This is a genomic window from Cupriavidus sp. C2SS-8b, assembly GCF_057073745.1.
The window spans coordinates 2292303-2317739 of sequence record NZ_CP172717.1 but is presented as its reverse complement, the minus strand read 5'-3'; the positions used below and the strand labels follow the sequence as shown (position 1 = coordinate 2317739).

Below are 25437 nucleotides of genomic sequence, written 5' to 3'. Positions count from 1 at the left end.
CATGGAGCAGCGTCTGTTCGCCTTGCAGCGTCTCACGGCCATGATCATGGCGCCGTTCGTGCTGGTGCACCTGGGTGTCATCCTCTATGCGGTGCGCGGCGGCCTGACGGCGGCCGAGATCCTGTCGCGCACGCAGGGCAGCTGGATCTGGATTCCGTTCTATTCGCTGTTCGTGCTCAGCGTGGCGGTCCATGTGCCGATCGGCCTGCGCAACATCCTGATCGAATGGGCGCGGCTGAGCCGTAACGGCGCATCGGTGGCGTGCCTGCTGTTTGGCCTGCTGCTGTTGGCCATGGGACTGCGCGCGGTGGCGGCGGTCGGAGGGTTCTGGTCATGAAGTCGCCACGCAATCATCGCGCGTACTGGGCGTTCCTGGGCCATCGGCTCTCGGGGCTGGCGCTGGGCCTCTTTCTTCCCGCGCATTTCTATGTGCTCGGCCTGGCGCTGGACCAGCGTGCCCGCATGGACGCGTTCCTGAAGTTCGCCGACATGGGCGCGGTGAAGTTCGGGGAATGGGGGCTGGTGCTGCTGCTGTCCATTCATATGTGCTTCGGCCTGCGGCTGCTGGCGCTGGAACTGTTGCCGTGGAGCTCCACGCGCGACGCACGGCTGTCGTGGATCGGCTGGGGCGGCGCGCTGTCGCTGCTGGTCGGCGTGGTCTTTGCCCTGGGGGTAATCTGAATGCAAATCGAGAACCACAAGACGGATATCCTGATCCTCGGGACTGGCGGTGCGGGCCTGTTCGCGGCGCTGCACGCCAAGAAGGCCAACCCCGCGCTGAAGGTGTCGGTGGCGGTCAAGGGGCTGCTCGGCAAATGCGGCTGTACGCGCATGGTGCAGGGCGGCTACAACGTGGCGCTGTCCTCCGGCGATTCGGTCGAACGCCATTTCATGGACACGATCGAGGGCGGCAAGTGGCTGCCACGGCAGGACCTGGCCTGGCGTCTCGTGGAAGGCGCGGTCGAGCGCGTGCGCGAACTTGAAAACGAGATCGGCTGCTTCTTCGACCGCAACCCCGACGGCACGCTGCACCAGAAGGCCTTCGCGGGGCAGAGCTTTGACCGCACCGTGCACAAGGCCGACCTGACCGGCATCGAGATCATCAACCGGCTGATGGAGCAGGTGCGCGCGCTCGATGTGGAAGAGATGGAAGAGCACCGCGCGATCGAGCTGATCCCCGCTGCGGACGGCTCCGGCATCGCGGGCGTGCTGTTCATCGACATGCGTCGCGGCACCTATCGCTTCGTGCAGGCCAAGGCTGTTCTGCTGGCCACCGGTGCCGGTCCGACGATGTATCGCTATCACACGCCGTCGGGCGACAAGACCTGCGATGGCCTGGCCATGGCGATGCGCTACGGCCTGAGCCTGCGCGACATGGAGATGGTGCAGTTCCATCCGACCGGCCTGCTCGGCGGCCCCGATACGCGCATGACGGGGACGGTGCTCGAAGAAGGCCTGCGCGGCGCGGGCGGCTGGTTGCTCAATGGCGACGGCGACCGCTTCATGACGAACTACGACGCACGTGGCGAACGCGCGACGCGCGACGTGGTCAGCCGCGGCATCTACGCAGAGATGCGCGCCGGCCGCACCGGCCCGATGGGCGGCGTCTATATCCAGATGAGCCACCTCGGGCCGGAGAAGGTGGCGAAGACCTTCCCGGGCATGGTCAACCGCTGCAGCGACTGCGGTTTCGATCTCGCGGGCGGCAGGGTCGAGGTTGTGCCTACCGCTCACTACTTGATGGGCGGTGTCGAATTCAATGTGGATTGCAGCACCGCATCGCCAGGGCTGTTCGCCGCTGGCGAGGACTGCGGCGGCGTCCATGGCGCGAACCGCCTCGGCGGCAACGGGGTGGCGAACTCGACGGTCTTCGGCGGCATCGCGGGCGATGCCATGGCGGCCTATGTCCCGGGCGTGAAGCAATGGAAGGAGCCGGACCGCCGCGTGATCGCCGATGGCATCGCGCGCGCCGAGTATCCGTTCTCGAAGCCGGCGGGCGCGATCCACGAGCTACGCGACGCGCTCGCGCAGACCATGTGGGACGACGTCGGCGTGCTGCGCCATGAGGCCGCGATGCAGCGCGGACTGGAATCGGTCGCGTCGCACCAGCGCGCGTTGATGGCCATTGGCGTGCCCGACGGCGACCGGCGCTACAACGTGACCTGGCATGACTGGCTGAACCTGCAAAGCCTGGTGGACATGTCGCGCGTCATCACGGTTTCCGCGCTGGCACGCGAGAACAGCCGCGGCGCGCATTTCCGCGAAGACTTCCCCGAGGCGGGGGACCTGCACAGCAGCCGCTACACCCGCGTGAGCGCCGATGGCGACGATCTTCGCCTGGAGATGGTCCCTGTCAAGTTCGATATTGTCCGGCCCGGCACGTCGCTGATCACTGGCGAAGCTGGCCAACCCCCGAAAGTTGCCGCATAGAGGACCGCTACGATGACCATTTCCATCGATCGGGTCGAGGAAGCCGCGTTCGAGATCATGAAACGCGCCGCGATCGAGATCCCCAAGGACTACAAGCAAGGCATCCAGGCCCTGCAGAAGACCGAGACCGGCAAGCTGCCGCGCTTCGTCATCCACGCGATGCAGGACAACTGGGAAGCCGCCGACGAGGACCGTCGCCCGATGTGCGCGGACACCGGGCTGCCGCGCTACTACGTGAAGGTCGGCAATGAAGCAGCGGTCCAGCGCGGCTTTGTCGCGGTCGAGCGGGCGCTGCGCAAGGCGACCGCCGACGCCACGCTGGCCGTGCCGCTGCGCCCGAACCGGGTGCATCCGCTCTGGCGCACCGACAACAACAACAACGTCGGCATCAACGCGCCGGAGATCGAATGGTCGTTCGAGCCGGATGCCGACTGGGTCGAGATCACCACGGTGCACAAGGGCGGCCTGTTCGGCACCGACTACCGCATGCTGTTCCCCGGTGACGGCATCGACGGCATCAAGCGCTTCGTGCTCGATACGCTGATCGCGTTCGGCAAGCGCGGCCTGGCGTGCCAGCCGGCCATCGTCGGCATCGGGTTGGGCGGCTCCAAGGATACGTGCATGCAGCTCGGCAAGCAGGCGGCCTGCCTGCGCGTAGTGGGCGATCGCAACCCCGATCCGAAGATCGCCGAACTTGAGCTGGAACTGATGAAGCTCGGAAACTCCATCGGCATGGGCGCGATGGGCTTTGTCGGCTCATCGATGGTGGTCGATTGCCACATCGAGGTCGGCCATACCCACACGGGCGGCATGCCGATCAGCCTGCATACGTTCTGCCTGTCGTCGCGGCGCGCCACCGCACGCATCCACGCGGGCGGCGAGATCGAGTACCGCACCGACCCGCAGTGGTTCACCCCTTACCTGCGCAGGGAGACAGTCGAATGGTAAGCCCGCAAGACGATGACCTGAAGGTCTTCCATATCAACCTGCCTGCCACCACGGAAGACATTGCCCGCCTGGAACTGGGCGCGGCGGTCTACCTGAATGGCGTGATCTACACCGCCCGAGAGGGCGTCTACAAGAAGGTGCTCGACGAGGGCCTTGAGCCACCGGTCGAGCTGCGCGGACTCAGCAACGTCAACTTCCACTGCTCGCCGGCTGCGGCGCCCGATGGCCATGGCGGCTACAACGTCGGCGCGGTGACCGCCACCGCGAGCTTCCGCTTCTCGAAGTGGATTCCGAAGTGGATGGAGCAGACCGGCTGCCGCATCTTCATCGGCAAGGGCGGCATGCCCGCCGACGACTACAAGCGCGTGCTGGCGCCCGGCGGCGCGGTCTACCTGACGACGGTCGGATACGGCACGGGCGCGCTGCTGGGCCGCGGCATCAAGCGCGTGCGCGATGTGTTCTGGCTCGACGAGCTTGGCATCGCGCAGGCCATGTGGATGTTCGAGGTCGAGAACTTCGGCCCGTTCATCGTCGAGAGCGACCTGGACGGCAACTCGCTCTTTGCGCAGCACGCCGAAGTCATCAACGCCGGTATCGAGAAGCTCTACGCCGGGCTCAAGCCGCCTGCGCTGCATCGCTACGGCGAGACCGACGACCGCAAGAATGAAGTGATGTAGCCCCGCACTCACAACACACTGCAGCGAACCGGCAAGGAACGGACATGATCATCGATTTCCGACTGCGGCCGCCACTCGGCGGCTTCCTGAACACCCTGATGTATTCGGCCGGCGAGCGCCGCGACGGCTTCACGCGCACGGTCGGCTTCGAGCCTTCACCAGCCGCGCAGCAGCAGTCGATGGGCCTGCTGATGCAGGAGATGGATGCGGCTGGTGTTGACAAGGGCGTTGTCGTGGGGCGCCTTGCCGGCACGCTCGGCAGCGTATCGAACGACGACGTGGCGCGCATCGTGCGCGATTACCCCGGGCGTTTCATCGGCGCGGCGTCCATCGATCCGACCGATCGCGTGGCCGCCTGCAAGACCATTTCGAATGCCGTCGCCGGCGGCTTCAAGGCCATCAACATCGAGCCGGGCTCGTACCCGATCCCGATGTACGCCGACGACCGCCGCCTGTACCCGATCTACGCGCATTGCGAAGACCTGGACGTGCCGGTGATCCTGATGGTGGGCGGCACCGCGGGCCCGGACCTGAGCTACTCGGACCCGATACGCACGGACCGCGTACTCACCGATTTCCCGAGGCTCAAGGTCGTGGTGGTCCATGGCGGCTGGCCGTGGGTCACGGAGATCCTCCACATCGCATTCCGAAGACCCAACCTGTACCTGTCGCCGGATATGTATTTCTCCAGGATGCCGGGCTGGGAAGAGTACGTGAAGGCGGCCGATACCTTCCTGGCCGACCGGATGCTGTACGCAAGCTCGTTCCCGTTCTGCCCGGTGCGCGACTACAAGCAGTGGTTCGAAACGCTGCCAATTCGTGCGGAGAACATGGAGAAGGTCATGGGCGGCAACGCGCGCCGCCTGCTGGGGCTTTAGGGTACGTGGCGTGCGTCCGTGCGGCACAATGACGGCGCACCGAACCCCCTGATATCGAGTCGAATATGGACGTCAAGACGCTCTACACCCTGGTCGCCATCGCGGATCGCGGCAGCTTCGCCGAAGCCGGCAACGCGATCGGCCTGTCGCTGTCCGCCGTGAGCATGCAGATGCGCGCGCTGGAAGAAGAACTGGGCATGACCATCTTCGACCGCAGCCGCAGGCCGCCGATCCTCACGGATGCCGGGCTCGCCTTCACCAACCGGGCGCGCGACCTGCTGACCCACTGGGAAAGCATGAGCGCGGCGCTCAAGCGCGAAGCGGCGGGCGGCGTGCTCAAGCTAGGCTCGGTGCACACCTGTGTGTCCGGCCTGCTGCCGCTGGCGCTCAAGCGGCTGCAGCAGCAGGGGCATCGTCTCGACATCCACCTGACCACGGGGCTAACGCATGACCTGGAGCGCGCCGTGCAACGACGCCAGCTCGATGTCGCGGTAGTCACCGAGCCCGAAGTGCCGCGCCTGGACCTGGAGTTCACGCCGTTCTTCAATGAAGAGTTCGTGGTCATCACGCATGTCACGACGCGTGGCGATTCGGACAAGGGCGTGCTCGAAACGACGCCGTATGTGCGCTTCAATCGCACGGCGCGCGTGGGATTCCTGGTCCAGGAAGAAATGGTGCGCCGGCAGATTGCGGTGCGGTCGACCATGGAGATCGACACGCTGGAAGGTGTCATCTGCATGGTTGCGAACGGCCTTGGCTCCTCGGTGGTGCCCGCGCGCGGCGTGGAGAATGAATTCCCGGCGTCGATCCGTACCATTCCGTTCGGATCGCCGCCGCTGATGCGCCGGCTCGGCATCCTGGTCCCGCGCGACAACCCGCGCGCGCACCTGTCCCGGTTGTTGCTGGATGCGCTGACGGCCGTCACCGAGCCGGCCAGCGCGCCCGACGACGGCCGGCCCAGGCTGGTCCGCAAGCGCTAGCGACGACGGTCGTCCTGCATCAAGGCGGACAGTCGAAGAAGAATAGCGTCCGGCCGGATCGATAAAGAACTGCATTGAATTTAAATGCGGGATGGATATTTGCTTTCTGAAATTTAATTTTATTAACCAGTTTAACTGGTGATCATCACCAAAACATCAGGTTTTTGTTTAAGGAAATTCTTTATTAGCCTCGATTGAAGACAATGCGTTGCACACGATAGCCGCGACGGACAGCGGCACCACAAAGGAGACAGCGATGACACGACTTGGCATTGGAAGCGCACTCAGGCATTGGCAGGGACACGCACGGCAATGGCTGCATCGCTTGCGCGCGAATCCCATTCTCGAGGAGTTGCGTGGCGGCGCGGGCGCCAGGCGGCACGCGGGCTCAACGGCGGTAGCCATGTTCGCCTTTGCCATCGCACCGCTGTACATGACGCCGGCACATGCGGAGGAATGGCCGAACAAGCCGGTCCGACTGGTCGTGCCGTTTGCATCGGGCGGCGCCACGGACCTGCTGGCGCGTGCTTTGGCGCTGGAGCTGGGCAAGCAATGGAAGCAGCCCGTGGTTGTGGACAACCGTCCCGGCGCCGGCGGTGCCGTCGGCGCGGAAGTCGTCGCCAAGTCGGCAGCCGACGGCTACACGCTGCTGCTGGCTTCGGGCAGCATGTTCACGGTGAATCCGTACATCTACCACAAGCTGCCGTATTCCACGCAGAGCTTCGAGATGATCAGCAAGGTGGCCAGCGGCCCGATGGTCGTCACGGTCAATACCAAGGTCCCGGCCAAGACTGTGGCGGAACTCATCAGCTATGCGAAAGCCAATCCCGGCAAGCTCACCTTTGGCTCGGCGGGCAACGGCAGCCAGGTCCATATCGCGAGCGAGGCATTTGCCGAGGCTGCGGGCATGGAGGTCGTGCACGTGCCGTACAAGGGGGATGGCCCGGCCTATGCGGACCTGATGGCCGGCGTGATCGACATGACCGTGGGCAATATCAATGGCATCTCGCCGCTGCTCAAGGGCAATCGCCTGCGCGCGCTGGCCGTGACGGGCAAGGAGCGCTCGCCGCTGCTGCCCGACGTGCCGACGGTGGCCGAAGCCGGACTGCCGGGCTTCAGCTTCTATGGCTGGTTCGCGCTGATGGCGCCCGCGGGCACCTCGAAAGACCTGACCGCAAAGATGTATGCCGATCTCGAACGTGCCGTCTCGGAGCCCAGCATGCAGCGCTACCTTGCCGCACAGGGCATGACGAAGACACTGTCGCCGAATGGCCGCCTGGTCGAGGAGATCGCGCAGGAATCGGGCCGCTGGAAGGTGCTGGTGGCAAGACGGAAGATCTCGGCCAACTGAGCGTGGCTGTCCGATACAGAGCGTACCCACAGTCGGCTGGACGGTGGCGCCTGAGCCGCCGCTGTCCGGAAGCGGAGACAAGCGTCATGGATCCAATGTTTCGCAGGCTCATGCGGTTTGCCATGCCCGGCATGGCAATGGCCAGTGCTGTCACGGCGCTGCCTGCCACTGCGCAGCCCACGCAGCAGTACCCGAGCCGGCCGGTCACGATCGTCGTGCCGTTCAGCGCAGGCGGTGATGCGGACCAGTCCGCGCGCAACCTGTCGGTCACGGCCTCCACCATGCTCGGGCAGCCGGTCGTGGTGATGAACCGGCCTGGCGCCAACGGTGCCATCGGCTCGCAGGCGGCGAAGGACGCGGCGCCGGATGGCTATACGCTGCTGCTGGCCAGGGTTGGCTCGCAGGTGCTGCTTCCCGCCATCCAGGATTCGGGGCTTCAGTACAAGTGGAACGACTTCACGTTTATCGGCCTGCTTGAACTGAACCCGGTGGTCTGCGTCGTACATCCGGAATCGAAGTACAAGACCATCGCGGATCTGGCGGCCGAACTGCAGGCGCATCCCGGCAAGCTGAACTACAGCGCATCGGGCCCGGCCACCGTGCTGAACCTTGCGCCGCAGTTGCTGCTGCAAAGCCTGAATCTCAAGCCGGCCGATGCCGTCAGCGTGAACTACAAGGGCGGCAGCGAGGCGGCGCTCGCCGTGATCTCGAAGGAGGTCGATTTCAGCTGCCCCAACCTGAGCTCCGTGTCGGGGCAGCTTTCGGGCGGCAAGCTGCGCGCGCTGGTGACCACCACGCCGGAGCGGCTCAAGCAGCTTCCGGAGGTGCCGACCGTGCGCGAGGCTGGCTTCCCGAAGCTGGAAGCGGTGATTGGCTGGAGCGCGCTGTACGGCCCGCCGAAGCTGTCGCCGGACATCGTCGGGAAGTGGGCCGGCGTACTGAAGGCGGCGGCGGGCGATGCGCGCTGGATTTCCGCCAACGCGACATATGGGGGCATCCCGCGCGTCCTGACGCCCGAAGAGACCTCAAGGTATGTATCGGAAAGCTTTGCGACGTACCAGTCGCTGGCCCGCAGTGTAGGCATCAAGGTGCAGTAGCGTGACGACGACAACAAGAACGGGCTGACAGCATGGGTAGCGAGCATTACGCGATCCTGGGGGCGACCATTGCCGCCGCCTACACGGTATTCGGGCTGACCGGCTTTGGCGCGGCGATGGTGGCGGTGCCCGTGCTGGTCCAGTTCATTCCGCTGCAGTTCGTGGTGCCCATGCTGTTGCTGCTGGACCTTGTCACGACCACCATGGTCGGCTTGCGCAACCGCAAGTCCATTGCGCGCTCCGAGCTGCTGCGGCTGGTGCCGTCCATGGTCGCCGGGGTGGCGCTTGGCACCACGGTGCTGGCCAGGGTCGAGTCGCGCTGGCTGCTGGTCGGCCTTGGCGTATTCGTGCTGGGCATGACGGGCCGCGCGTTGTTTCGTCCTGCTGCGGCCAGCGCGCAGGCCGCCGGCACGGCATGGTCGGCGCCGGCGGGTATCGTTGGCGGTGTGTTCAGCGCGTTGTTCGGGACGGGCGGGCCGATCTACACCATGTACCTGTCCAGGCGACTGCCGCACCTCGACGAGTTCCGCGCCACGATCGCGGCGGTGATCCTGGTCAGTGCGGGCATGCGCCTGGTTGCGTTTGCCAGCAGCGGACTGCTGCAGCAGGCTGACCTGCTGCGCAGCGCGGCGTTCGCTGTGCCGTTCAGCCTGGCGGGGCTGGCTGTGGGGTCACGGCTGCGCAAGCGATTCCCTGCCGACGTGGTGCGGCGCGTGCTGATGCTGTTCCTGGCGGCCAGTGGGGCGTCGGTGCTTTGCCGGGGGTTGATGATGTAGCGACATATGGTTGGCGCGTCGTCATCGCATCTGGCAGGGTACAACAGTTACGGATTTTCATACCTAGTTAGTTCCGGATTGCGCGCATTTTTTCGTCCGCAAAGCCAACGCTGACAAGGCATATCCGTAACTATTGTGTCTTGCACCTTGCGGCTTTGTTGCACTGCGATTTTGCGGGAATTCAAGCAGACTTTTTCCGCTTCACATCTCAAATCTAGACCTGTTCGCTGCCTTTGTGAGGTCCAGCGCAAGCCGAGGCTAGATGCTTGGGGTGGTCGCGACAGTGCCCGCTAAGCTACCTGGTCACATTCCGGACTTCCGCGCCCGAGTCGTCTTGGCGGCCGCATTGTTGCCTTTGGCCGTTTTCGCGGCTGCCTTATTCTTGGCCATCTGCTTCGAGGCTTTTGCTTCACGAGATTCTTTCGGCAGCCGGGGCGTTAGGTCCAGCACGCGCGCCATGACCCGCGCTTCGCCGCCAAGCCGTTGCTGCGCAAGCTGCGCTGCATCGGTCAGCATCGCTTGAAGCTGGTGCCGGTCCATGGGCTCACCGGTGTCCGGGTGGTACCACCGTTTTGCCGGGTTGGCCACGGTTACCAACAAGCAGCCGGCCTTCGCGTTGCGGGCATACATGTACTTCCTGACCAACTGCGTCTCGATCGTATCCCGCAATTCCTTCCCGGTTCTAGGCTTCTCGCCAATCTTCAGCTCGATTGTTGCCTGATACCGCGACAGCGCACGGAATCGAATGTCTGTCTCCTTGCCATCCACGGTGACGCCTTCCTGGTCGATGGTGTAGGCCCCCTTTGACATCATGTCGAGCTCGTGCGCAATGGCGGGGCGGAGCGTGTTCTCATCGGTCACCTTCGCCCAGGCGGCTTTGGGACTTGCGTCGATGCCCATCAGGTCCTGCAGATCATCCAGCCTGTCATTGAGCAGGTGCGCCATGTCGGTGGTGGTCATCGGCGCGAGTTCATTGCCCTGGAAGAGTCGCGCGAGCTCCTCCATTGAGATCACACTGGCATCGGTCTCTTCCGCCAGGCGCTCGTGTGCCAACGCAGCGATGCGGTCTTTGGTGTGGGCAAACAGTGGATCGGTGGACATTGCCAGCTTCGCCCGATACGCCTGCGCACCAGTTGCCTGGATCAGCGCGTCGAACACCTGCCGTCGCCCGGTCTCGGCGTTGTCTCGGGGACCCGGTGAGTAGGCATCCTCATGCTGTTCATCTACTGCCGGAACGACATGTCGGTTGATCTCTTGATTCAGGCGCAGCAACGTCTCCGGCGCCAGCGCCGCGCTCCATTTGGGCCCTCCTTCGACACCCCGCTCGCTAAACAGACTGCCGATGGCTGTCACGGCAACGCCCCTGCGTTCGACTGGCAGGACGCTAAGCGCGCGAAAAAGCAGGGCGGCGCCCCGCAGTGGATTCAGTCGCATCAGCACAGGCAGCCAGAAGAACAAAAACGGCCCTTGCTTCGCCGCAATGACCTCGCGCGTGGCCAGCTCCATAAGCCAGCGCTTCGTCTCCGAGATGCCATGGACCAGCAGCACACGCACAACTTGATCCAGCTTTGCTTCCGCCACCGGATTGTGACGGCCGTGCATCAGCTTCTTGCCAGGGCCGCGAAGCCACAGGACCAAGCGGCGTTCCAACACCCGGGCGATCTCGATGCGGCCGTATCGCAAGCTCTGCAGCAACACCGAGTGCCAGCCGCCGTCGCCGCCCTTCCCCTTGAGCTCACTTTCAATTTCGCCGCCAAGCACTAGTTCGACGACCTGAGGGTGGGCATCCGCCAGCGCCGCGAGCCAATCAGGCAGGCCATTCAGTTCCACCAGCGCGTACCGAACGGCCAACTCGGCCTCGACGGCGCTGACAGAGCGTGTCCAACGGGGATCCTCTGCTTCGGCGTACAGCCCCATCAGCCCATACGTCCAGACCACAAGATAGGTGTTCTTCTCCTTGCGCTCGGACGGGAGCGTGGGCTTCATGTTCCGCCAGTACGCCAGCAAGCTTCTGCGTATGGTTTCAGTTACCGGGCCTGTGAAGCATTTCTCAAGGAATTCGCGATCCCAGCGCACCCTGTCGCCGCGCGAACGCTTGCTCAACACCCTCGACAGATTCCAAAGCGTGCCGTTGACACGGCCGGGTGCCAGCGCCAGCGCCGGCCGTTCGGCTAGCTCCTTCCAGAAGGCGGTCCATTCAACCCGGTAGTCGGCCTGCTTGAGGGCATGAAGTTCAGCGCGCTTACGCTCTTGCTCTTGTGCCTCAAGCACTTGACGCGTCGGCACACTTCCCTTGATGAGCTCATTCAGTTCTGCCGTGAGTGCGGGTGAATCCTTCACGGCTTCGCGTACTGCCTCCATCTCTGGCGACACGTCGGTCCGCGCGAAGTAGGTTGTCATGCGGAGCAGCAGCGACCGTCGCGCCTTGTCGGTGGCGACATTGGCTAGATCGCGAAGCACCCAGGGTCCGTCCTTTTCCATGCTGTACTGCAGTGGCCCCTGAAACATCAGGCGAGCAAGCACAGCCTGGGGTGATCGTCGCGGCTCAAGGCGGGCGACGCACGCCAGGTCGGCTTCGAAGACGGCCCGGCGCTTCTGCGCCGGCAACTCGCCTAACAACTCCGCCAGTTTGCGGTTGCGATCGTTGTCCAACGACGAATAGCCGGCGGCCCTGAAGCCCAGTACCGCCGCGTCGATCAGGTCGGGCGCTCGACTTCCATCCCGCAGGAGGCGCGCGCTCAGGCCGCGCAGGATGTAGGACACTTGCAGCCGCCCCTTGCGATCGTTGAGGCTGTCCTCAGCCTTGTCCACGACGACCGAGCTGCGGGTCAGCGCAAGCACCCCGGGCAGCAATGATTCCAGCCTCTCGCGACTGACAGAAACGCGCTCAAGCATGGCCGCCATGCCGCTGGGGAAGAAGTCGTCCCGCCTCGACGCGCGCGGGATGGAGGCCAGCAGCCGAACGAGCTGATCGTCCGTCACGTTCTTCGGATAGAAATTCTGAGCGACCCACCGGCCAATGCGATGGCCCCAACCGGGCTGGGATGACGCCACGGCTTCAACTAAAGCATCGATGCGGTAGTCGTCCAGCTCAACCAGCGCTTTCAAGGACTCAAATCGCTCCCGGTCCTCGCCAGCCTCTTTCTCGGCGACCGACATCGCCAGATCGGAGCACTGCTTGTATCGACCTACGGCGATCAGCTGCAAGAGGATCTGGCGGACCTCGGGGTTCTCGATGCCGGCCGACCAAGCCTCCAGGATGACCTGGTGCAGCGGCTGCCGGGCAAGCCGTTCGAGCTGAAGGCTTGGAATCTCCAGGCCCCGCCATTTCCCCGCGCCGTGCCGCTGGACGTACGCCCGCAGCGCTTGGGCGCACTGATCCTCACTGAGTGACTCGGGATCACCGTACAGCAAAAGGGTGCTCGGTTCGACCTTCAACACCGTGTCAAAAAACTCCGGACGCATCATGGCGAGCCAGGCAGCCACGGGCCGCATGGACGGCTTCGGCAGCAACACCTGGGTATCAGAGAGGCTGAACAGCATCCGCTTGGCTGCCGAAACAGCAAGCGCGCCGGAGCCGACCAGGTGATCTATCTCGGCGGAGGCCAAGAACTCCAGCACGGACCGGTGATGAAAGCGGACCCGACCATAGCCGCCCTCCGCGAATATAGGCCGCTGCAGCAGCGTCTCGATCTCGCTGGACGTGAAGTCTGAGAGCAGCTCATCTGGAACCAGCGGCGCGTCGCCCGAGCCTTCAACATCAGCGCCGGCGCTGTGCCGAATCGTGAGGCGACGACTGAGGATGGCCGCGAGCGCCAACCTCTGGACGCCGGTGCGCGCCTGGTCCAGCGTCAGGTCAGCCGGCTCCTTCCGCTTGCGGCGCGCGCGTAGCCTCGCCTCGATATGACACTTCAGCTGCTCATAGTGCGAGCGGATCTTGCCGTGATCCCGCCAGCTGTCGCACAGCTCAATCAGGTCCTGGGGGCGGCGCGCGAAGTCCTCCGCGTGCCGGGCACGAATCTCCTCAAGCAGCTTCTCGGGGTTCTTAACGCCTTGGCCTCGTGCAAACTCGGCGATCTCCTCGTCGGAGAACGGCAGCAGCGTCACTTCCCGGAAAGACGGGGATCGATCCTTGTCGGCGTCGGTCGGCCCTTCAAGCGCTGTCCGGACGAACGCTTCGCCGTGCGCTTCATCGATCGCGACCTTCGGCACCGGCAGCACGTCCGCGAAGGCCCGCCGGTCAATGTCGACGGGGCGCGACGTCACGACAACCGTTGCCCGACCCAGCGCCCCTTCCAGATCCTCGTGCACGCGCTTGAGCGCATTGCGAAAGTCCCCGTGCACCAACTGCAGCTCGTCAATAGAGTCGAAGAAGAAGTAACCGATCTGGGACGAAGAGGCCCGCCAGTCGTCGAATCGCTTCTTGAACTGCTCGCCATTGAGCGCCGATCGAATACCGCGGGCGGCCACCGTTTCGAGCCGCAGGAAGAAGGCGGCCTCACCGCTCTTGAAGAGGTCCTCGGCCTGCGTTTCGCATTCATGCGTTTTGCCTGCCCCCGCCTCTGCGACCAACAGGACCCGCTGGGACTCCAGCAGCGTGGACCATTCAATGGTTTGGCCGAGGTAGACATTTGCGTGGTTGTTGATGAACGTTTCAGATGCGGCGGCTGTGGCGTTCACGCCAAATCTTCGTTTCATAGCCTCAGTTCTTCAGTAGTCCCATACTGGCTTAGTTGCGCCCGCTGCAACCATCGCGGGACGCTCCTCAGCCAGCCTGTAGGTTTGCTCGCTGCGGGTTCTTTGCAGGACGAAGCCACAGGACGCCATGCATTCTTAAGGGCAGCTTTCTGGCGAGCAATTCACAGGCGTAGTTGACTGCTCTCGATAGGGGGTGCTCAACATTGTCGCGACTGATCAGATCTAGTAGCCCGCGGCGACGAGTTGCTTGAAGTCCGACACGAAATCTCGTCGCAAATAAAAGGTCCGGTACGCCTTCTCCACCATCGCGAAGTACTGGTCGGGCTTGTTCCACGTAACCTCATTCAACACCTCGCCGGCGGGTCCCTCCTTGGCGTGATAGTCGTTGTACTTCACGAGATCCTCAAATCGAAAACCCAGGCGTGCGAGCTGCTGATAGGTGCGCCGTTCAACCGCGTCTACCGGCTCGGAAAGGCTCGCTGCGACCGAGGCCGCCACAATGTGCTTGCGCGTCGTGAACGCGTCGTCCCATCCCGACAGCATCTGCTCGTAGTCAAGTAGGCTCTCCGTCACTGGATCACGCAACCCGCGATCGCGGCTCAGTTGCTTCTGTGCTCGGACAAAGTCCTTGTAGAGCGCGAAGTAGGCCAGCGTTGCGCCCGACGATACCGCAAACGAAATTGTCTCCCTTGCCAGGCGTGCGTTTTCCTTGTGGCCACCAATGATGAAGTAGGCCTTGGTAAAGATTCCTTCGTCGCGAAGTCTCCTGAACAGATTCCTGATCACCTGATTCGTGAACTTACGACCACCTGCCTTGATGCTGTGCCGTCGCGCTGCATTGCCCGACTCCACGCCGAACGCCAACATGTTGCAGCCCGCCGCAGAGAGAAGGTTGACAAACCCACCCCTCTCGCCCTGCGCTTCGTACGCGTCGAAGTCCTCAAGCCTAAAGATGCCGCGCCAAGTCAGGCTGCCGCTCCGCTCGCGTCGGATTGTTGCAAGTCCATTCAGGAACCGCTCGGCCCAGGCAACTCCTTCTTTCACTCGGACGCTCCCTGCGTTTTCCGGCGATGCGATCTGAGGGAGCAGGTTGTCATCGATGAACTGAATTCGCAGATTGGGATGCGAAGCCGCGAGCTGGCGTATTTCCTCCAAGATGGAGTCGACCTCGCGCCGACGCTCGCCTTTGCTCAGACTTCGTCGCTCGGTGCAGAAGCTGCAGTTCCAGTCGCAGCCCTTGGACATCACCACATGGGCCTCGTGAACGCGACCCTTCACATCCCGTGTCCTGCCTGGCTCGTACTGCCCCTCAGGACCAGCGTACAGCCTCCGGTCCAGTTGGATCTTCATCCAGCCCAAGTCCCTGACCGGCTTGTCCACGCCCGCAATGGCGGCCACGGACAGTGCCTCAACGTCGCGCAGGGCGACGAAGCTGCTGTGCGGGTTCGCAACCAACCCATTGCTCAGCGGCCAGGGGGTCGGCGTCTTGAGCGCCTCCACCAACAGCTCGAGGTTGCCAACGGCGTCATCGGAGATCGCGAAATCCCAGTTGTCTCGGTCGCCCTCATCTATGGCCGAGAACTGCCAGCCGTCAAGGTTGGCCGCAGGCCCGCCGACCACCAGAACAGGTCGTCCAGTCGCGTTGCGGATCCGGCTGAGCATCTGCCGAGTAGACCGAACCGTGCTGATAACCGTGTTGAAACCGATCAGGTTGAACGTCTTGGCTCGATTGAATACATCGGTGGCCAAGTGCGGGAACCGGTGGCAGTCGACCAGGTGGACGTCATGCCCAAGATTCGAAATGTGGGTTGCCAACAGCCCGAGGCCAAGAGGAGGTGTGCTGGTTTTCGATGCTGCCCTACCTGCATCGGTTTGGACGGAGATTGGTGGCAGGACCAACAGCACTCGCTTGACGAACTCAGCTGCGCGTTCGCGTGCGTCAATGACTTCGGGATGCATCTGGCGGCCCAATGGGCCGCCTTCATGCCCCACGCTGGGCCCAAATAGCTCCCTCGACTTGGGGAAGTCCGTCAACGTGAACTTTGCCAGCTGAGCTGGCCACGGATCCTTCGAACTGTGCTCCTCGCGGTAGTGGTGCAAGAACTCCCGAGTCAGCCAGGGATGCCCGCCATCGAACGAGACGGCAATATCAACAATCTTGCCAAGCTCGGCACATAGTGTGCGGCCAGAGCCTGAAAACGCATCCGACGACGCCAAACGGACGCGCAGCACAGGAGAAAAGGCGAGGTCAAGCGCGGCCCATCGGATGGCCTCTTCTTCATCGTTGGCCATCGCCTCCAGCACATGGAATACATGCGCACTCGAGATGGATACTGTGATCATCCCCGCCGCGAGCCGCTTGTCGCCACGCCAGGTCTTGGTCACATCATTCTTCGGGTCCAGCCGGTTGAAAAACCCGATCGGCTGTTCCATCGACTGTCGCGCGGCGTCGGGTTTCAAGCTGAACAGCGCCAGCGCTGTAGGTGCAATGTCGGCCTCACGCTGAAGCAGTTCACCGATGTCAAACGGCCTTGCCATGGCCCTCGCACATCGCGCTGATTCCTCGGCGAAGTCTGGGAGCGTTTCCGTGTCGATCACGCGTTTGAGGTTGGGATTGGCCACGCAAAGGCGAGCCACACGAATGCGCAACGCACGATCGTGCGGGAGATACTTGACCAGGGGTTCAAGGAAATCTCTGGCCTGGTCATCGAACCGACCGTCAAAGTCGGCCGAATAGCGCGACAAGTAAAAGAGCAGTTCCTTGCGCAGGAACCCATCCACGAATATGCGGTCGCGCATCACGTCAGGCAGGAGTGCTTTGAAGTCGCCGAAGTTCTTCGACAGCTTGGTGGCGGCGGCCAGGAATCTCCAACACAGATCGAGGAACACCGTGTCGAGAATCGGCAGTCCGCCTGCTTTGACATGACCGGCCAATGCCTCAGAGATCGCCTTCCCTATCGTCTCCAATGCCGTTTTGAATTCCCGCCGATCCTTCATGGTCGCAGTGGCGCCGACATCGCTGAAGAAGTTCATCGCGGAACAAACCTGGCCCCAGTCGCGCTCGACATGCCCGGATTGGCACGCTTCCAGCGCGGTCAATATCATTTCGGCGCCAGCGGCCCCGTCTCGACTATCGACCGCTCGCTGCGCGGCCAACTGACGCTGAAACCAGTCTCGCGGGTTCGCCCATGGCCACTTGGCATTGGCCAGGAGCTCGGCAGCACAGCCTTCCCAGGTGAACAACTGCCTGATGAGTGGCGCAAGTTCCATCGCGGCCTTCTTGCGGGCCGGGTACTCGTGCACCATCTTTTGAACTGCATCGCGCAGCGCATTCGTGTCCTGCTCGGAGGGGTGCCCGGCCGGTGATCCGCCTGCCATGACGACGGGAAGCACCCCAGAAAAATCCGAGTCTGGGAACCGATCCCGAAGCTGACCGACCAGGACAGCTAGGCCGGATTGAGTAGAGCAGACCAATGGAACGCCTGCACAAAGCGCCTCCCATCCAGCCAGCCCGAAGCCTTCGTGCCATGACGGCATCAGCGCCACGTCAGCGTTGATGACGTAGTCATGCAGATCTTCCTGCCGGTTCGTGAATGGTATCGGTTCCAGTTCAAAAGCGGCGTCCTCCCGGACGTCCCTTTTCAACACGTCGATGAGTTCGCCGTCCTTCTCGGGATCGACACCACACACATTGAAGTGCCCACGCAGCGCCCAGCGCCCAGGGGTTGCACTCGACCTTTCCGCGACATAGGCAGCTTTCACAGCGCGAACTGCCAGCACCCCGTTCTTGATTGGGTCGTCCTCGAGGCCTAGTCTGCCGCTCATATAGAAACTAAGCGCTCCATCGCCTTCGGCTTGTGCCCTGATGGTTGAACTCCCAGGTGTCAGTGCAAAGACCCGGTCCTTACGATCGCGACGCGCCTTCTGAAATCCATCGGCCAGCAGTGGCCCGATGGCAAAGGCAAAGTCGGCGGCAGAGACAACGGCGTGCTGCCTGCGCGACTTCTCGAAGACGCTAGGCAACGACTGGCCCTTGCGTCGCGAGTATTCGGCGTAGTCCATGTGACTGATCACTGCCGACTTCACCGACGTGTCGCGGCCCAGCCGAATCTGCAGATCCTTGGCGCAGTCGATGGCCAATTGACCCGTCTTCAGGTCATGCCCGATGACTAGCAGCCCTTCAATATCGGGCAGCGGCGTCTTCAGAACCTCTTTGAGAACGGCCTCCAGAACCACGTCGGCCTCAAAGGTCCTAGGACTGATGACCTCGACCTTCAAGGGAGTGGCTGTCTTCAACGCCTCCTCAACGACGCAAATGCACCGGCCGCCCTTGGGAAGAATGTTGGCGGCGCCTCGCGCCAACCCCGTGTTGACCACGTTGATGCCACCATGCGCGCTGCCCCAAGCGGTGGCAATACAGACAACGATGTAGGCCAATTCTCTCTCCTCCCTGTTCATTTGACGGCAGAACCCACTTGCCACACGGGCCGTTTCTGACCGCCTGTGTCTTCTGCTTCTTGCCGTAACCAGCCGCCAGATTATTGTTCATTTCAGCAGGCGCAAATCGGTATGGCGCGTTTCGCGCCATTCTGACATAGAGCGCATGATGAATGCATCGAGGTGTCGAAGCCTTGGGATCAGCGCGACAAGCCATGCGCAGTGATCTGGAACGACATAGCTGCGACTTCGGCGGACAGGGCCCGGCGCGACGCGAGGTACCGCGCCGCGGCGTCGCGCCGCTTCTTGTGGGTGCCCGGAGAGGTCCAGTCCAGCGTGTCGAGGAACAGGCGCCAGTCAGACTGCGGCGTGGCAAAGACCCAGCGCTCGACCTCGGCACCGTCGGGCAGCCACAGCTTCTCGGTCAGCGCCTCCAGCTCGCGGCAGAAGAAGTCGTAGTCGAGCCCGCTCACGGAGTCCCGGATGCCTTCGCCCTTACCGAAGGACAGGCGGATGCCGTTGCCATCGATCAGCTCGAAGACCGGCTCCCCGTCGGCGCCAGCGCGCCAGTTCTGCGCGCGCAGGGCCAGGATCGATTTGGCGAGCCACTGGTCCAGGATGTAGGCGCCCTTGCAGCCGAAGAAGTACATGATCTTGGTGAAGAACGACGGCCCGATGCCGCGCAGCAAGCGCCGTCGGCGCAGTTGGCGAAAGCGCTCATAGGCTTCTGCCCGCGTAAGCGTGGGCAGCTCGGCCAGCAGCGGCAGCAGGTTCGGCATGGATTCGGCCACCCTCCAGTTGTTCTCCCTGCCGGGCCCCATGTTGGCGCCGCCGTATGCCAGAGCCGTGTAGGCGCGAAGATCGGGGTCGATTGTTTCGTTATGGCAGGCCATCCACGTCTCGTCGCGGCTGAGTTTGCAGCGTAGCTCGGGGTGCGCCGCGCAACGGGCGGCCAGCGCGTGGTTTCCCCAGGACCGGGCCCACGCTTCGGTGCTGTACCCCCGCCAAGCACGGGGATCATCCTGTGCGATCAGCGTGTCGAGGGTGGCCTGGTGCCAGTGGTTGGCAGGAATGCCGGCGTCAGAATGCAACGAAGCCATCGTGAATCTCCTAGATTGGGAAGAAATCGATGGCTTCAGATTGCGGCCGCCACCGCGTCAGATTGCCATCGGTAAAGACTCTCTGCGGTGCTGACGGTCGATCAGCACTGCAGAAAATCCGTACCGAGGCACTATCTAGCCGGGATACCCAGGTGATCCTGGGCCGTCCAGTTGGCGTGAACCTCTTGCGATCAAGGTCACCCCGGCGTGAATGGACTGGGTGAACAGTGTCGTTGCGTGCTCACCTCGGGAGCGGAAGTCTATCGAAACGCCTGGCAAACAGTCAAGCGCCCGCCGGACAACCCACAGGCGACCTCTTCCTCGAGGAGCAGGGTGAGCGTCCAGCTTGCTATCCGCTCCTTGGAAATTGGCGGTTCTTCGCGACTCGGAGGCGTACTGAAGCGACGTTAATCGGAGCCAAAAGCCTTGCGGTGGCAAAGGAGTCTCTGTCCTTTCGGTGCTTAATAGGCGGCTGCTCCTCCGCCAACTCGGTCATTGGAACCGCGCCTTCAGATGACTCAAATTTTCCGCGCAGGCAGGTTGCTCTCCGATCTCGGTAGGCGGGGCTCTCTGCTTAGAATCGGTCCACCACTTTGAACAGATGGCTGGCGGCCAACTGCTGTACTGATTGCTCGATGCACCACCACGAAAGCCGCCGACTCAAGGCGGCTTTTGTATTATTGGGGCACTGATAAACGGTCATGTATGTGGCCGGACTACGTTCAAATTGGGCTAAGGGAGATTTTATGAGCAAGATGTGGATGATCCGGGCCGATGGCGGCCGTCTCTACGAGGATTTTCGCAATAGCGGGATCGCCGCTATCGGATGGACGCAGCTTGCTCACCATGCCAAGGCGGGTATGACGAAGAAGGAACTGGCCAAACTGCACCTAACCATAGCGCCGGAAACGAAAGAAAAGGTGGCGGTTTCAGTTGCGTCGCAGGTGTGGCGCTTCATGAATGAAGTCAGTGTGGACGACTTGATTGTCACATACTCGCCAGCCAACCGCACTTACCTGGTAGGCAAGGTAACTGGTGGGTGCGAAAGCCAGACTGATCTGATGGAAGCGGGCATGCCACTGGCGCGAACAGTTGTGTGGCAAGAGCGGGAAGTCAACCGCGATGATTTGACTGACGCCGCTAAGACCAGTCTCGGATCAATGCTGGCGGTGTTCGTGGTGCCCACGTTCGCTGCACACGAATTGCTTGGCACAACCGCTGATCAGTCGGGTCAGGATGTCCCGGAGACGGAGGAAGCAGCAGAGGCAGAGGTTGATCCATTGGCAGAGATGGAATGGTCCGTCGATGCACTCAAACAACTTGAATGGAAGCGGTTTGAGATGCTGTGCGTGTGGTACTACGAAGCTATGGGCTTCACTGTCGATACGGTGCCGCAAGGGGCTGATGGTGGAGTCGATGCGACCCTGTACATGAAGGGGAAGTCTGATCCCATTGCATTGGTCCAGTGCAAGGCGTGGCGTGCACCGGTCAAGGTGGAACCGGTCCGGGCGCTTGGCGGCGTCATGCATTCAAAGAGGGTTAGGCGGGGCATCTTCTGGTCGCTGGCAGGTTTCATCGGCCAGCCGGTCCAGGACTACGCCAAAGAAGCAGGCATTCAGTTGCTGGACGGTGCGGGCATTGTTGAACGTATTAACGCCTTGGATGCTGAAAAGCGAGATGAATTGTTGGCGCGGGCGTTTGAAGGTGACTACCAGACTCCAACCTGTGTAGCCTGCGGCGTAAAGATGGTGGTCCGTCAGGGCGACGGCGGGTCTTTTTGGGGTTGTCACAACTACCGGAAGGGATGCAGGGTTAGGCTTCCACGTGCCGCCTAAGTCGGTGTGGCACCGGGGGCGCCCATGAAGCCAGCTGGTTCTCGCCTGAACGCCGGGTTTGCCGTGAAGTATGACGGTCAACTGCGCCGCGATGCGGGCAGGTGCAGTGGAGTTCCGCATTGCGTCAATTGCTAGTTGCACAGGGAAGCAGATGAGCGTCCTTGCCAGCGGGTGGATTCCGCGTTAGGACTTTCCACGGCACAATCACGATATTGCTACAGTTGGTCGATGCTGAGTCGCAGCATTCTCGCGAACCTCACGCAACCTTGAAATGGTCCACCGATTGGCCGGCGTTCACTGCGCGCTGAAGCCATTCGGGGCGGCTGCCGCGGCCGTCCCAGCTATGACCTTCCGCGTCTCTGTAGCGAACGACATGGGCCTTCTGGCGGTTGTCACTCGGCGTGATTGCAGCAAAGCAGTCAGCGGCAATCAGGTCGTCGATGGCGATGCCATGCTTGGCCATCTGAGATTTTACCCAGAGAATTGCGGCCGCGCGCTCCCGTAGTAGTTGCGCATCTGAGAGATGTTCAACGAGAGGCGAGTTGGAGGTGTTGAGACTGAGCATCGTTAGGATTCGCTCACGTTAGCATTGAACAGAGGCATCACTAGCTACAGCATCAAGGGTATTCTACCGCCATTGATATACGTTCGGAGGAGGCCATGGTCTACCCCGTTGCAGTTGAAGTGGTCAGCATCGATGACGACATTGGCGTCCAGTTCCAGTATCAAATTGGTGGGTACAACCAAATCTTTGCGGTTAGCAGTGAAGCCTTGGAGGACCATTTCGGTCCTGCGCTTGCAGGCCTATCCGCTGAGGATAGGGGTCGAGAAATTCTCGGCGCGTTCATGCATGGATGGCAACGCATCAGAGATGCTGCGGCCAGGAGTCGAAGCGTGCCAAGCGACCACTGCATAGTCCTGACGTCCAGCAACCTCTAGCCTAACTCAGGTTCAGGCCACTTCGACCAAGCGCGGGACAACTCAGAGCGGATTATCGACGTTCACCGGCTCCGCTCGGTACACCGACCAAAAATAGTGCGAGTGTCGGTGGTGTCGGGCTCGCATCAGCTTCGCGAAGGAGCGAACTCTCCCTGCCGGTCCCGCGTCCATTTCGACCTCTTGATGGAGCTGCTGCGTCGATGCACGTGGCAGCAGACTCAAGACGGCCGAAACATACTGCCCAGGGATGCGTGCGAGGATGCCGTTTGCTCCAAGCGATGGCGGCTCGTTGAGGCTGTCCCCTCGAAGATGGCACTTTGAAGCCAGTTGGCTATTACCCACGATGCTATTCCTCCATCCCGCTACTTCGGTCAGCCAGCGCCTGTAGCGACTGCTATCCGATGAATCTCCCCAACGCGATTGCACTAAACCCGGCCAGGGCCAACACGGACGCCGAGCCTATCGCGCTGGAGATGTCCATACGCGCGCAACGGAGCGACGTCTTGGTGCGTCGACGCGGGGAAGACCAAGCTCGCCAGCGCAGCGGACTCGATGCCGAACGAGCCGCACGCCGGGCAGGTGAACCTGAACCCGCGTAGCGGGGACGACCGTATCCGTTCCGCAGCCGCGCCGCACAACGGGCAATTCGCAGGTTCAGGGAGCATGGTTTGAATCCGGTGACCACTGTATAAATATACAGTGGGTAGTATAGCGAACCGTCCTCATAATGGAAGATGCTCAGATGTGGCGTGTACGACATGTCTTGGCGGCGACTATTGGGCGCAGGGAACCGGCACGATTCGTGCCGCGGATGTCTTGAGAGAGCATGTCCCGGTCCGAGCGGGTCATTTCGGCGACAGCCTGTGCGATGGCCTGCTGTGATGATTTCCGCAGGAATGGCCTGAATGGGCGAGATGCAATGTTGTGTGGACCGCCTTGGAACTGGCCTTTGCATACGGCGCCGCGAGGCTTGAATTGGAACCTGTCGCGCGAGTTCGGCGTGTAACGACAAGAGCAATAGTCCCTCGGCAATGTTCTTAGGATGTGGCGGCCAGTGGTTTCCCGCATGCTGTCGCCCGCCAATGACTAGCGGCCCCTACAGAGACACCTTAGTGCCCATCGCTCGGCTAGACACCGAGCGTTCCGCGAGACGCCTTCCGCGAGAAATTCATGCCTTGAAACGCCAAATGAAGTGGCTACACTGAAGGCGAGCGACCATATGGTTGCTCCCTGGTGGCCCTCAAGAAATAGAACTAGACATCTGGGACCACTGCCTTCCACTCAATCCGTTTCGCCAGCATCCAATACCAGGACAAATTTGTTCGTTCTGAACACGCGTACGCTTGGCGCCCAACTTCGTGTGTGGACGTCGGTAGTCCGCGTGTCTTCGGATAAGCGATTGCTCTTCTGGCAAGTAAGCGGCAAGGAGTTGGTAATGCCAATCTGGAGCGTCCCGCCCGTAGAGCTGGAGCCGGAGATAGTTCTTCGTAAGTGGCGTGTTTTTGAGACAGAACGCGGCGAACACCACTTTGTTGGGCAGAACATTGAGCGCGCGAGCGGAAGAGTCAGCTCGGCAATCGTGACATTCGATAGAGAGTCGAGAACGGGCACCACGCAAAGTGGTCGGAGATACGTCCTACAGGGTCCCTCAGGCCGGGATGACGCTGCAATGCACACATGGTCATTATGGAAGATGGTCAATGAGGTGAAATCCGAAAAGAATGTCAGCCCGGATTACGGGGCCTGTCAGAAATTTTGTGTTTAGGGCATAACATGTCGCCAAGGAGCATGTCATGCCACGTAGAAACAAGACGAGTCAGGCCGCCGATCGTGAGCTGCCGATCATTCCCGAGGATCTGATCGCCCATTTCGTAAAGGGCCCGATGACTGCCGAGGCCGTGCAGGACGCCTCAATGGCATTCAAGAAGGCCCTGATCGAGCGGGCCTTGGGCGCTGAACTCGGTCATCATCTGGGCTACCCGGCTGGCGCTGAGCGCCCAGCCGGCACAGCCAATCAACGCAATGGCAAGAGTGCTAAGACGGTTTTGACCGAGGACGGGCCGCTGCGAGTGGATATTCCGCGCGACCGCGACGGCAGCTTCGATCCGATCCTGATTCCCAAGCACGAGCGACGCTTCACCGGGTTCGACGACAAGATCGTCGCCATGTACGCCCGCGGCATGACCGTGCGCGAGATCCAGGCGTTTCTGGCCGAACAGTACGGCACCGAGGTGTCGCCAGAATTCATCAGTTCTGTAACTGATGCAGTCATGGACGAGGTCACCACCTGGCAAGCCCGCCCGCTGGAGGCGATGTACCCGGTGGTGTTCTTCGACGCGCTGCGGGTCAAGATGCGTGAGGACGGCGTGGTACGCAACAAGGCCGTCTATCTGGCCTTGGGCGTGCTGCCCGACGGCACGCGCGACATCCTGGGCCTGTGGATCGAGAGCACCGAAGGCGCCAAGTTCTGGATGAAGGTGTTCAACGACCTGAAGATCCGTGGCACGCAGGACATCCTGATTGCAGTGACCGACGGGCTCAAGGGCATGGAACAGGCCCTGAACGCGGTGTTCCCGGCCACGACGCTACAGACCTGCATCGTGCATCTGATCCGAAACAGCTTGAGCTACGCCGGTTGGAAAGAGCGCCGGACCGTGGCTGCGGCGCTTAAGCCCGTGTACACCGCGCCCACTGTTGAGGCGGCGCTGGCCGAACTGGCGGCGTTCGAGCAGAGCGAATGGGCTAAGAAATACCCCCCGATCGCCGCGTCCTGGCGTCGCGCCTGGGATCAGGTGATCCCGTTCTTTACATTCCCACCGGCGATCCGCAAGATCATCTACACGACGAACGCGATCGAGAGCATCAACGCGCAACTACGTAAGATCATCAAGACTCGGGGGCACTTCCCCAGTGACGAGGCGGCAACGAAGCTGCTATGGCTGGCCCTGCGCAACATCACCGGTAAGTGGGGCAGCTCAACGCATGACTGGAAGGCTGCCATGAACCAGTTTGCGATTCTCTATGAGGAACGCTTTACCCACCCGCATCACTGAGATAATGCTGGCTCACCGGTTAAGTCGACGGTGCGCCTTTAACTGCCCTGAACACAAAAACGCTGACAGGCCCGGATTACGAAGCGCGGCAAGACGATCCGGCATCGGAAACCCAGCAGCCGGGAACTTCCTCGCTCTGACTATCCCGACCGACGCCGCGCCAGCTGCCAACATGTTGCCCCACTAATAGAACGACATTGCGGCAGCGGAGCCGATCACTGGAAGGTACGTCCTCAGC

Annotated in this window: 17 protein-coding genes; 13 read left to right on the top strand and 4 right to left on the bottom strand. The window is 62.1% G+C overall.

Annotated features, from left to right (window positions below; all coding sequences use genetic code 11):
• Window position 1: 1 nt before the first annotated feature.
• From ACIGJB_RS27425 to ACIGJB_RS27380, 10 genes are all read left to right on the top strand, one after another.
• Window positions 2-337 carry a succinate dehydrogenase gene (locus ACIGJB_RS27425; RefSeq protein ID WP_483733110.1) on the top strand — a complete coding sequence of 112 codons (336 nt, stop codon included), beginning with the start codon at window positions 2-4 and terminating at the stop codon, window positions 335-337.
• Window positions 334-681, top strand: a complete 348-nt coding sequence (locus ACIGJB_RS27420) for a succinate dehydrogenase/fumarate reductase transmembrane subunit (protein ID WP_211957183.1) — start codon at window positions 334-336, stop codon at window positions 679-681. The genes ACIGJB_RS27425 and ACIGJB_RS27420 overlap by 4 nt, the downstream gene beginning before the upstream one ends.
• Window positions 682-2430, top strand: a complete 1749-nt coding sequence (locus ACIGJB_RS27415) for an L-aspartate oxidase (protein ID WP_483733109.1) — start codon at window positions 682-684, stop codon at window positions 2428-2430.
• A gap of 12 nt (window positions 2431-2442) precedes the next feature.
• Window positions 2443-3378, top strand: coding sequence for a fumarate hydratase (locus tag ACIGJB_RS27410; RefSeq protein WP_211947610.1), 936 nt, complete (start codon window positions 2443-2445; stop codon window positions 3376-3378).
• Window positions 3372-4055 (top strand): fumarate hydratase C-terminal domain-containing protein, encoded by a 684-nt coding sequence (locus ACIGJB_RS27405; protein WP_483733108.1) that lies wholly within the window; start codon window positions 3372-3374, stop codon window positions 4053-4055. Before ACIGJB_RS27410 ends, ACIGJB_RS27405 begins: the two co-directional genes overlap by 7 nt.
• 44 nt (window positions 4056-4099) lie before the next feature.
• Window positions 4100-4933, top strand: a complete 834-nt coding sequence (locus tag ACIGJB_RS27400) for an amidohydrolase family protein (RefSeq protein ID WP_483733107.1) — start codon at window positions 4100-4102, stop codon at window positions 4931-4933.
• Window positions 4934-4998: 65 nt separating this feature from the next.
• On the top strand, window positions 4999-5913 hold the full coding sequence (locus ACIGJB_RS27395) for a LysR family transcriptional regulator (RefSeq protein WP_483733106.1): 915 nt from the start codon (window positions 4999-5001) through the stop codon (window positions 5911-5913).
• A gap of 256 nt (window positions 5914-6169) precedes the next feature.
• A complete protein-coding gene (locus tag ACIGJB_RS27390) occupies window positions 6170-7264 on the top strand; it encodes a Bug family tripartite tricarboxylate transporter substrate binding protein (RefSeq protein WP_483733105.1) in 1095 nt (364 codons plus the stop codon).
• Window positions 7265-7350: 86 nt separating this feature from the next.
• The gene (locus tag ACIGJB_RS27385) at window positions 7351-8361 is read left to right on the top strand and encodes a Bug family tripartite tricarboxylate transporter substrate binding protein (protein ID WP_483733104.1); all 1011 of its coding nucleotides are present in this window, start codon (window positions 7351-7353) and stop codon (window positions 8359-8361) included.
• 32 nt (window positions 8362-8393) lie between these two features.
• Window positions 8394-9137, top strand: coding sequence for a sulfite exporter TauE/SafE family protein (locus ACIGJB_RS27380; RefSeq protein WP_483733103.1), 744 nt, complete (start codon window positions 8394-8396; stop codon window positions 9135-9137).
• A 303-nt stretch (window positions 9138-9440) separates the two neighbouring features.
• On the opposite strand, the gene ACIGJB_RS27375 is transcribed toward ACIGJB_RS27380, so the two are convergent.
• From ACIGJB_RS27375 to ACIGJB_RS27365, 3 genes are all read right to left on the bottom strand, one after another.
• Window positions 9441-13817 (bottom strand): NACHT domain-containing protein, encoded by a 4377-nt coding sequence (locus ACIGJB_RS27375; RefSeq protein WP_483733102.1) that lies wholly within the window; start codon window positions 13815-13817, stop codon window positions 9441-9443.
• Between the two features lie 240 nt (window positions 13818-14057).
• Window positions 14058-18272, bottom strand: a complete 4215-nt coding sequence (locus ACIGJB_RS27370) for a radical SAM protein (RefSeq protein WP_483733101.1) — start codon at window positions 18270-18272, stop codon at window positions 14058-14060.
• Between the two features lie 200 nt (window positions 18273-18472).
• Window positions 18473-19372: an 8-oxoguanine DNA glycosylase OGG fold protein gene (locus tag ACIGJB_RS27365; RefSeq protein ID WP_483733100.1), complete on the bottom strand. Its 900-nt coding sequence runs from the start codon at window positions 19370-19372 to the stop codon at window positions 18473-18475.
• 746 nt (window positions 19373-20118) lie between these two features.
• On the opposite strand from ACIGJB_RS27365, the gene ACIGJB_RS27360 reads away from it, so the two are divergent.
• Complete coding sequence (locus ACIGJB_RS27360) at window positions 20119-21207, top strand: restriction endonuclease (RefSeq protein ID WP_483733099.1); 1089 nt, start codon at window positions 20119-20121, stop codon at window positions 21205-21207.
• Between the two features lie 256 nt (window positions 21208-21463).
• Here ACIGJB_RS27360 and ACIGJB_RS27355 read toward each other — a convergent pair whose 3' ends face one another.
• Complete coding sequence (locus ACIGJB_RS27355; RefSeq protein WP_483733098.1) at window positions 21464-21772, bottom strand: H-NS histone family protein; 309 nt, start codon at window positions 21770-21772, stop codon at window positions 21464-21466.
• 95 nt (window positions 21773-21867) lie between these two features.
• Here ACIGJB_RS27355 and ACIGJB_RS27350 point away from each other — a divergent pair, with 95 nt between their 5' ends.
• Both ACIGJB_RS27350 and ACIGJB_RS27345 read left to right on the top strand, forming a co-directional pair.
• On the top strand, window positions 21868-22146 hold the full coding sequence (locus tag ACIGJB_RS27350; protein WP_483733097.1) for a DUF1488 family protein: 279 nt from the start codon (window positions 21868-21870) through the stop codon (window positions 22144-22146).
• Between the two features lie 1793 nt (window positions 22147-23939).
• The gene (locus ACIGJB_RS27345; protein ID WP_483730391.1) at window positions 23940-25199 is read left to right on the top strand and encodes an IS256 family transposase; all 1260 of its coding nucleotides are present in this window, start codon (window positions 23940-23942) and stop codon (window positions 25197-25199) included.
• Window positions 25200-25437: the final 238 nt, after the last annotated feature.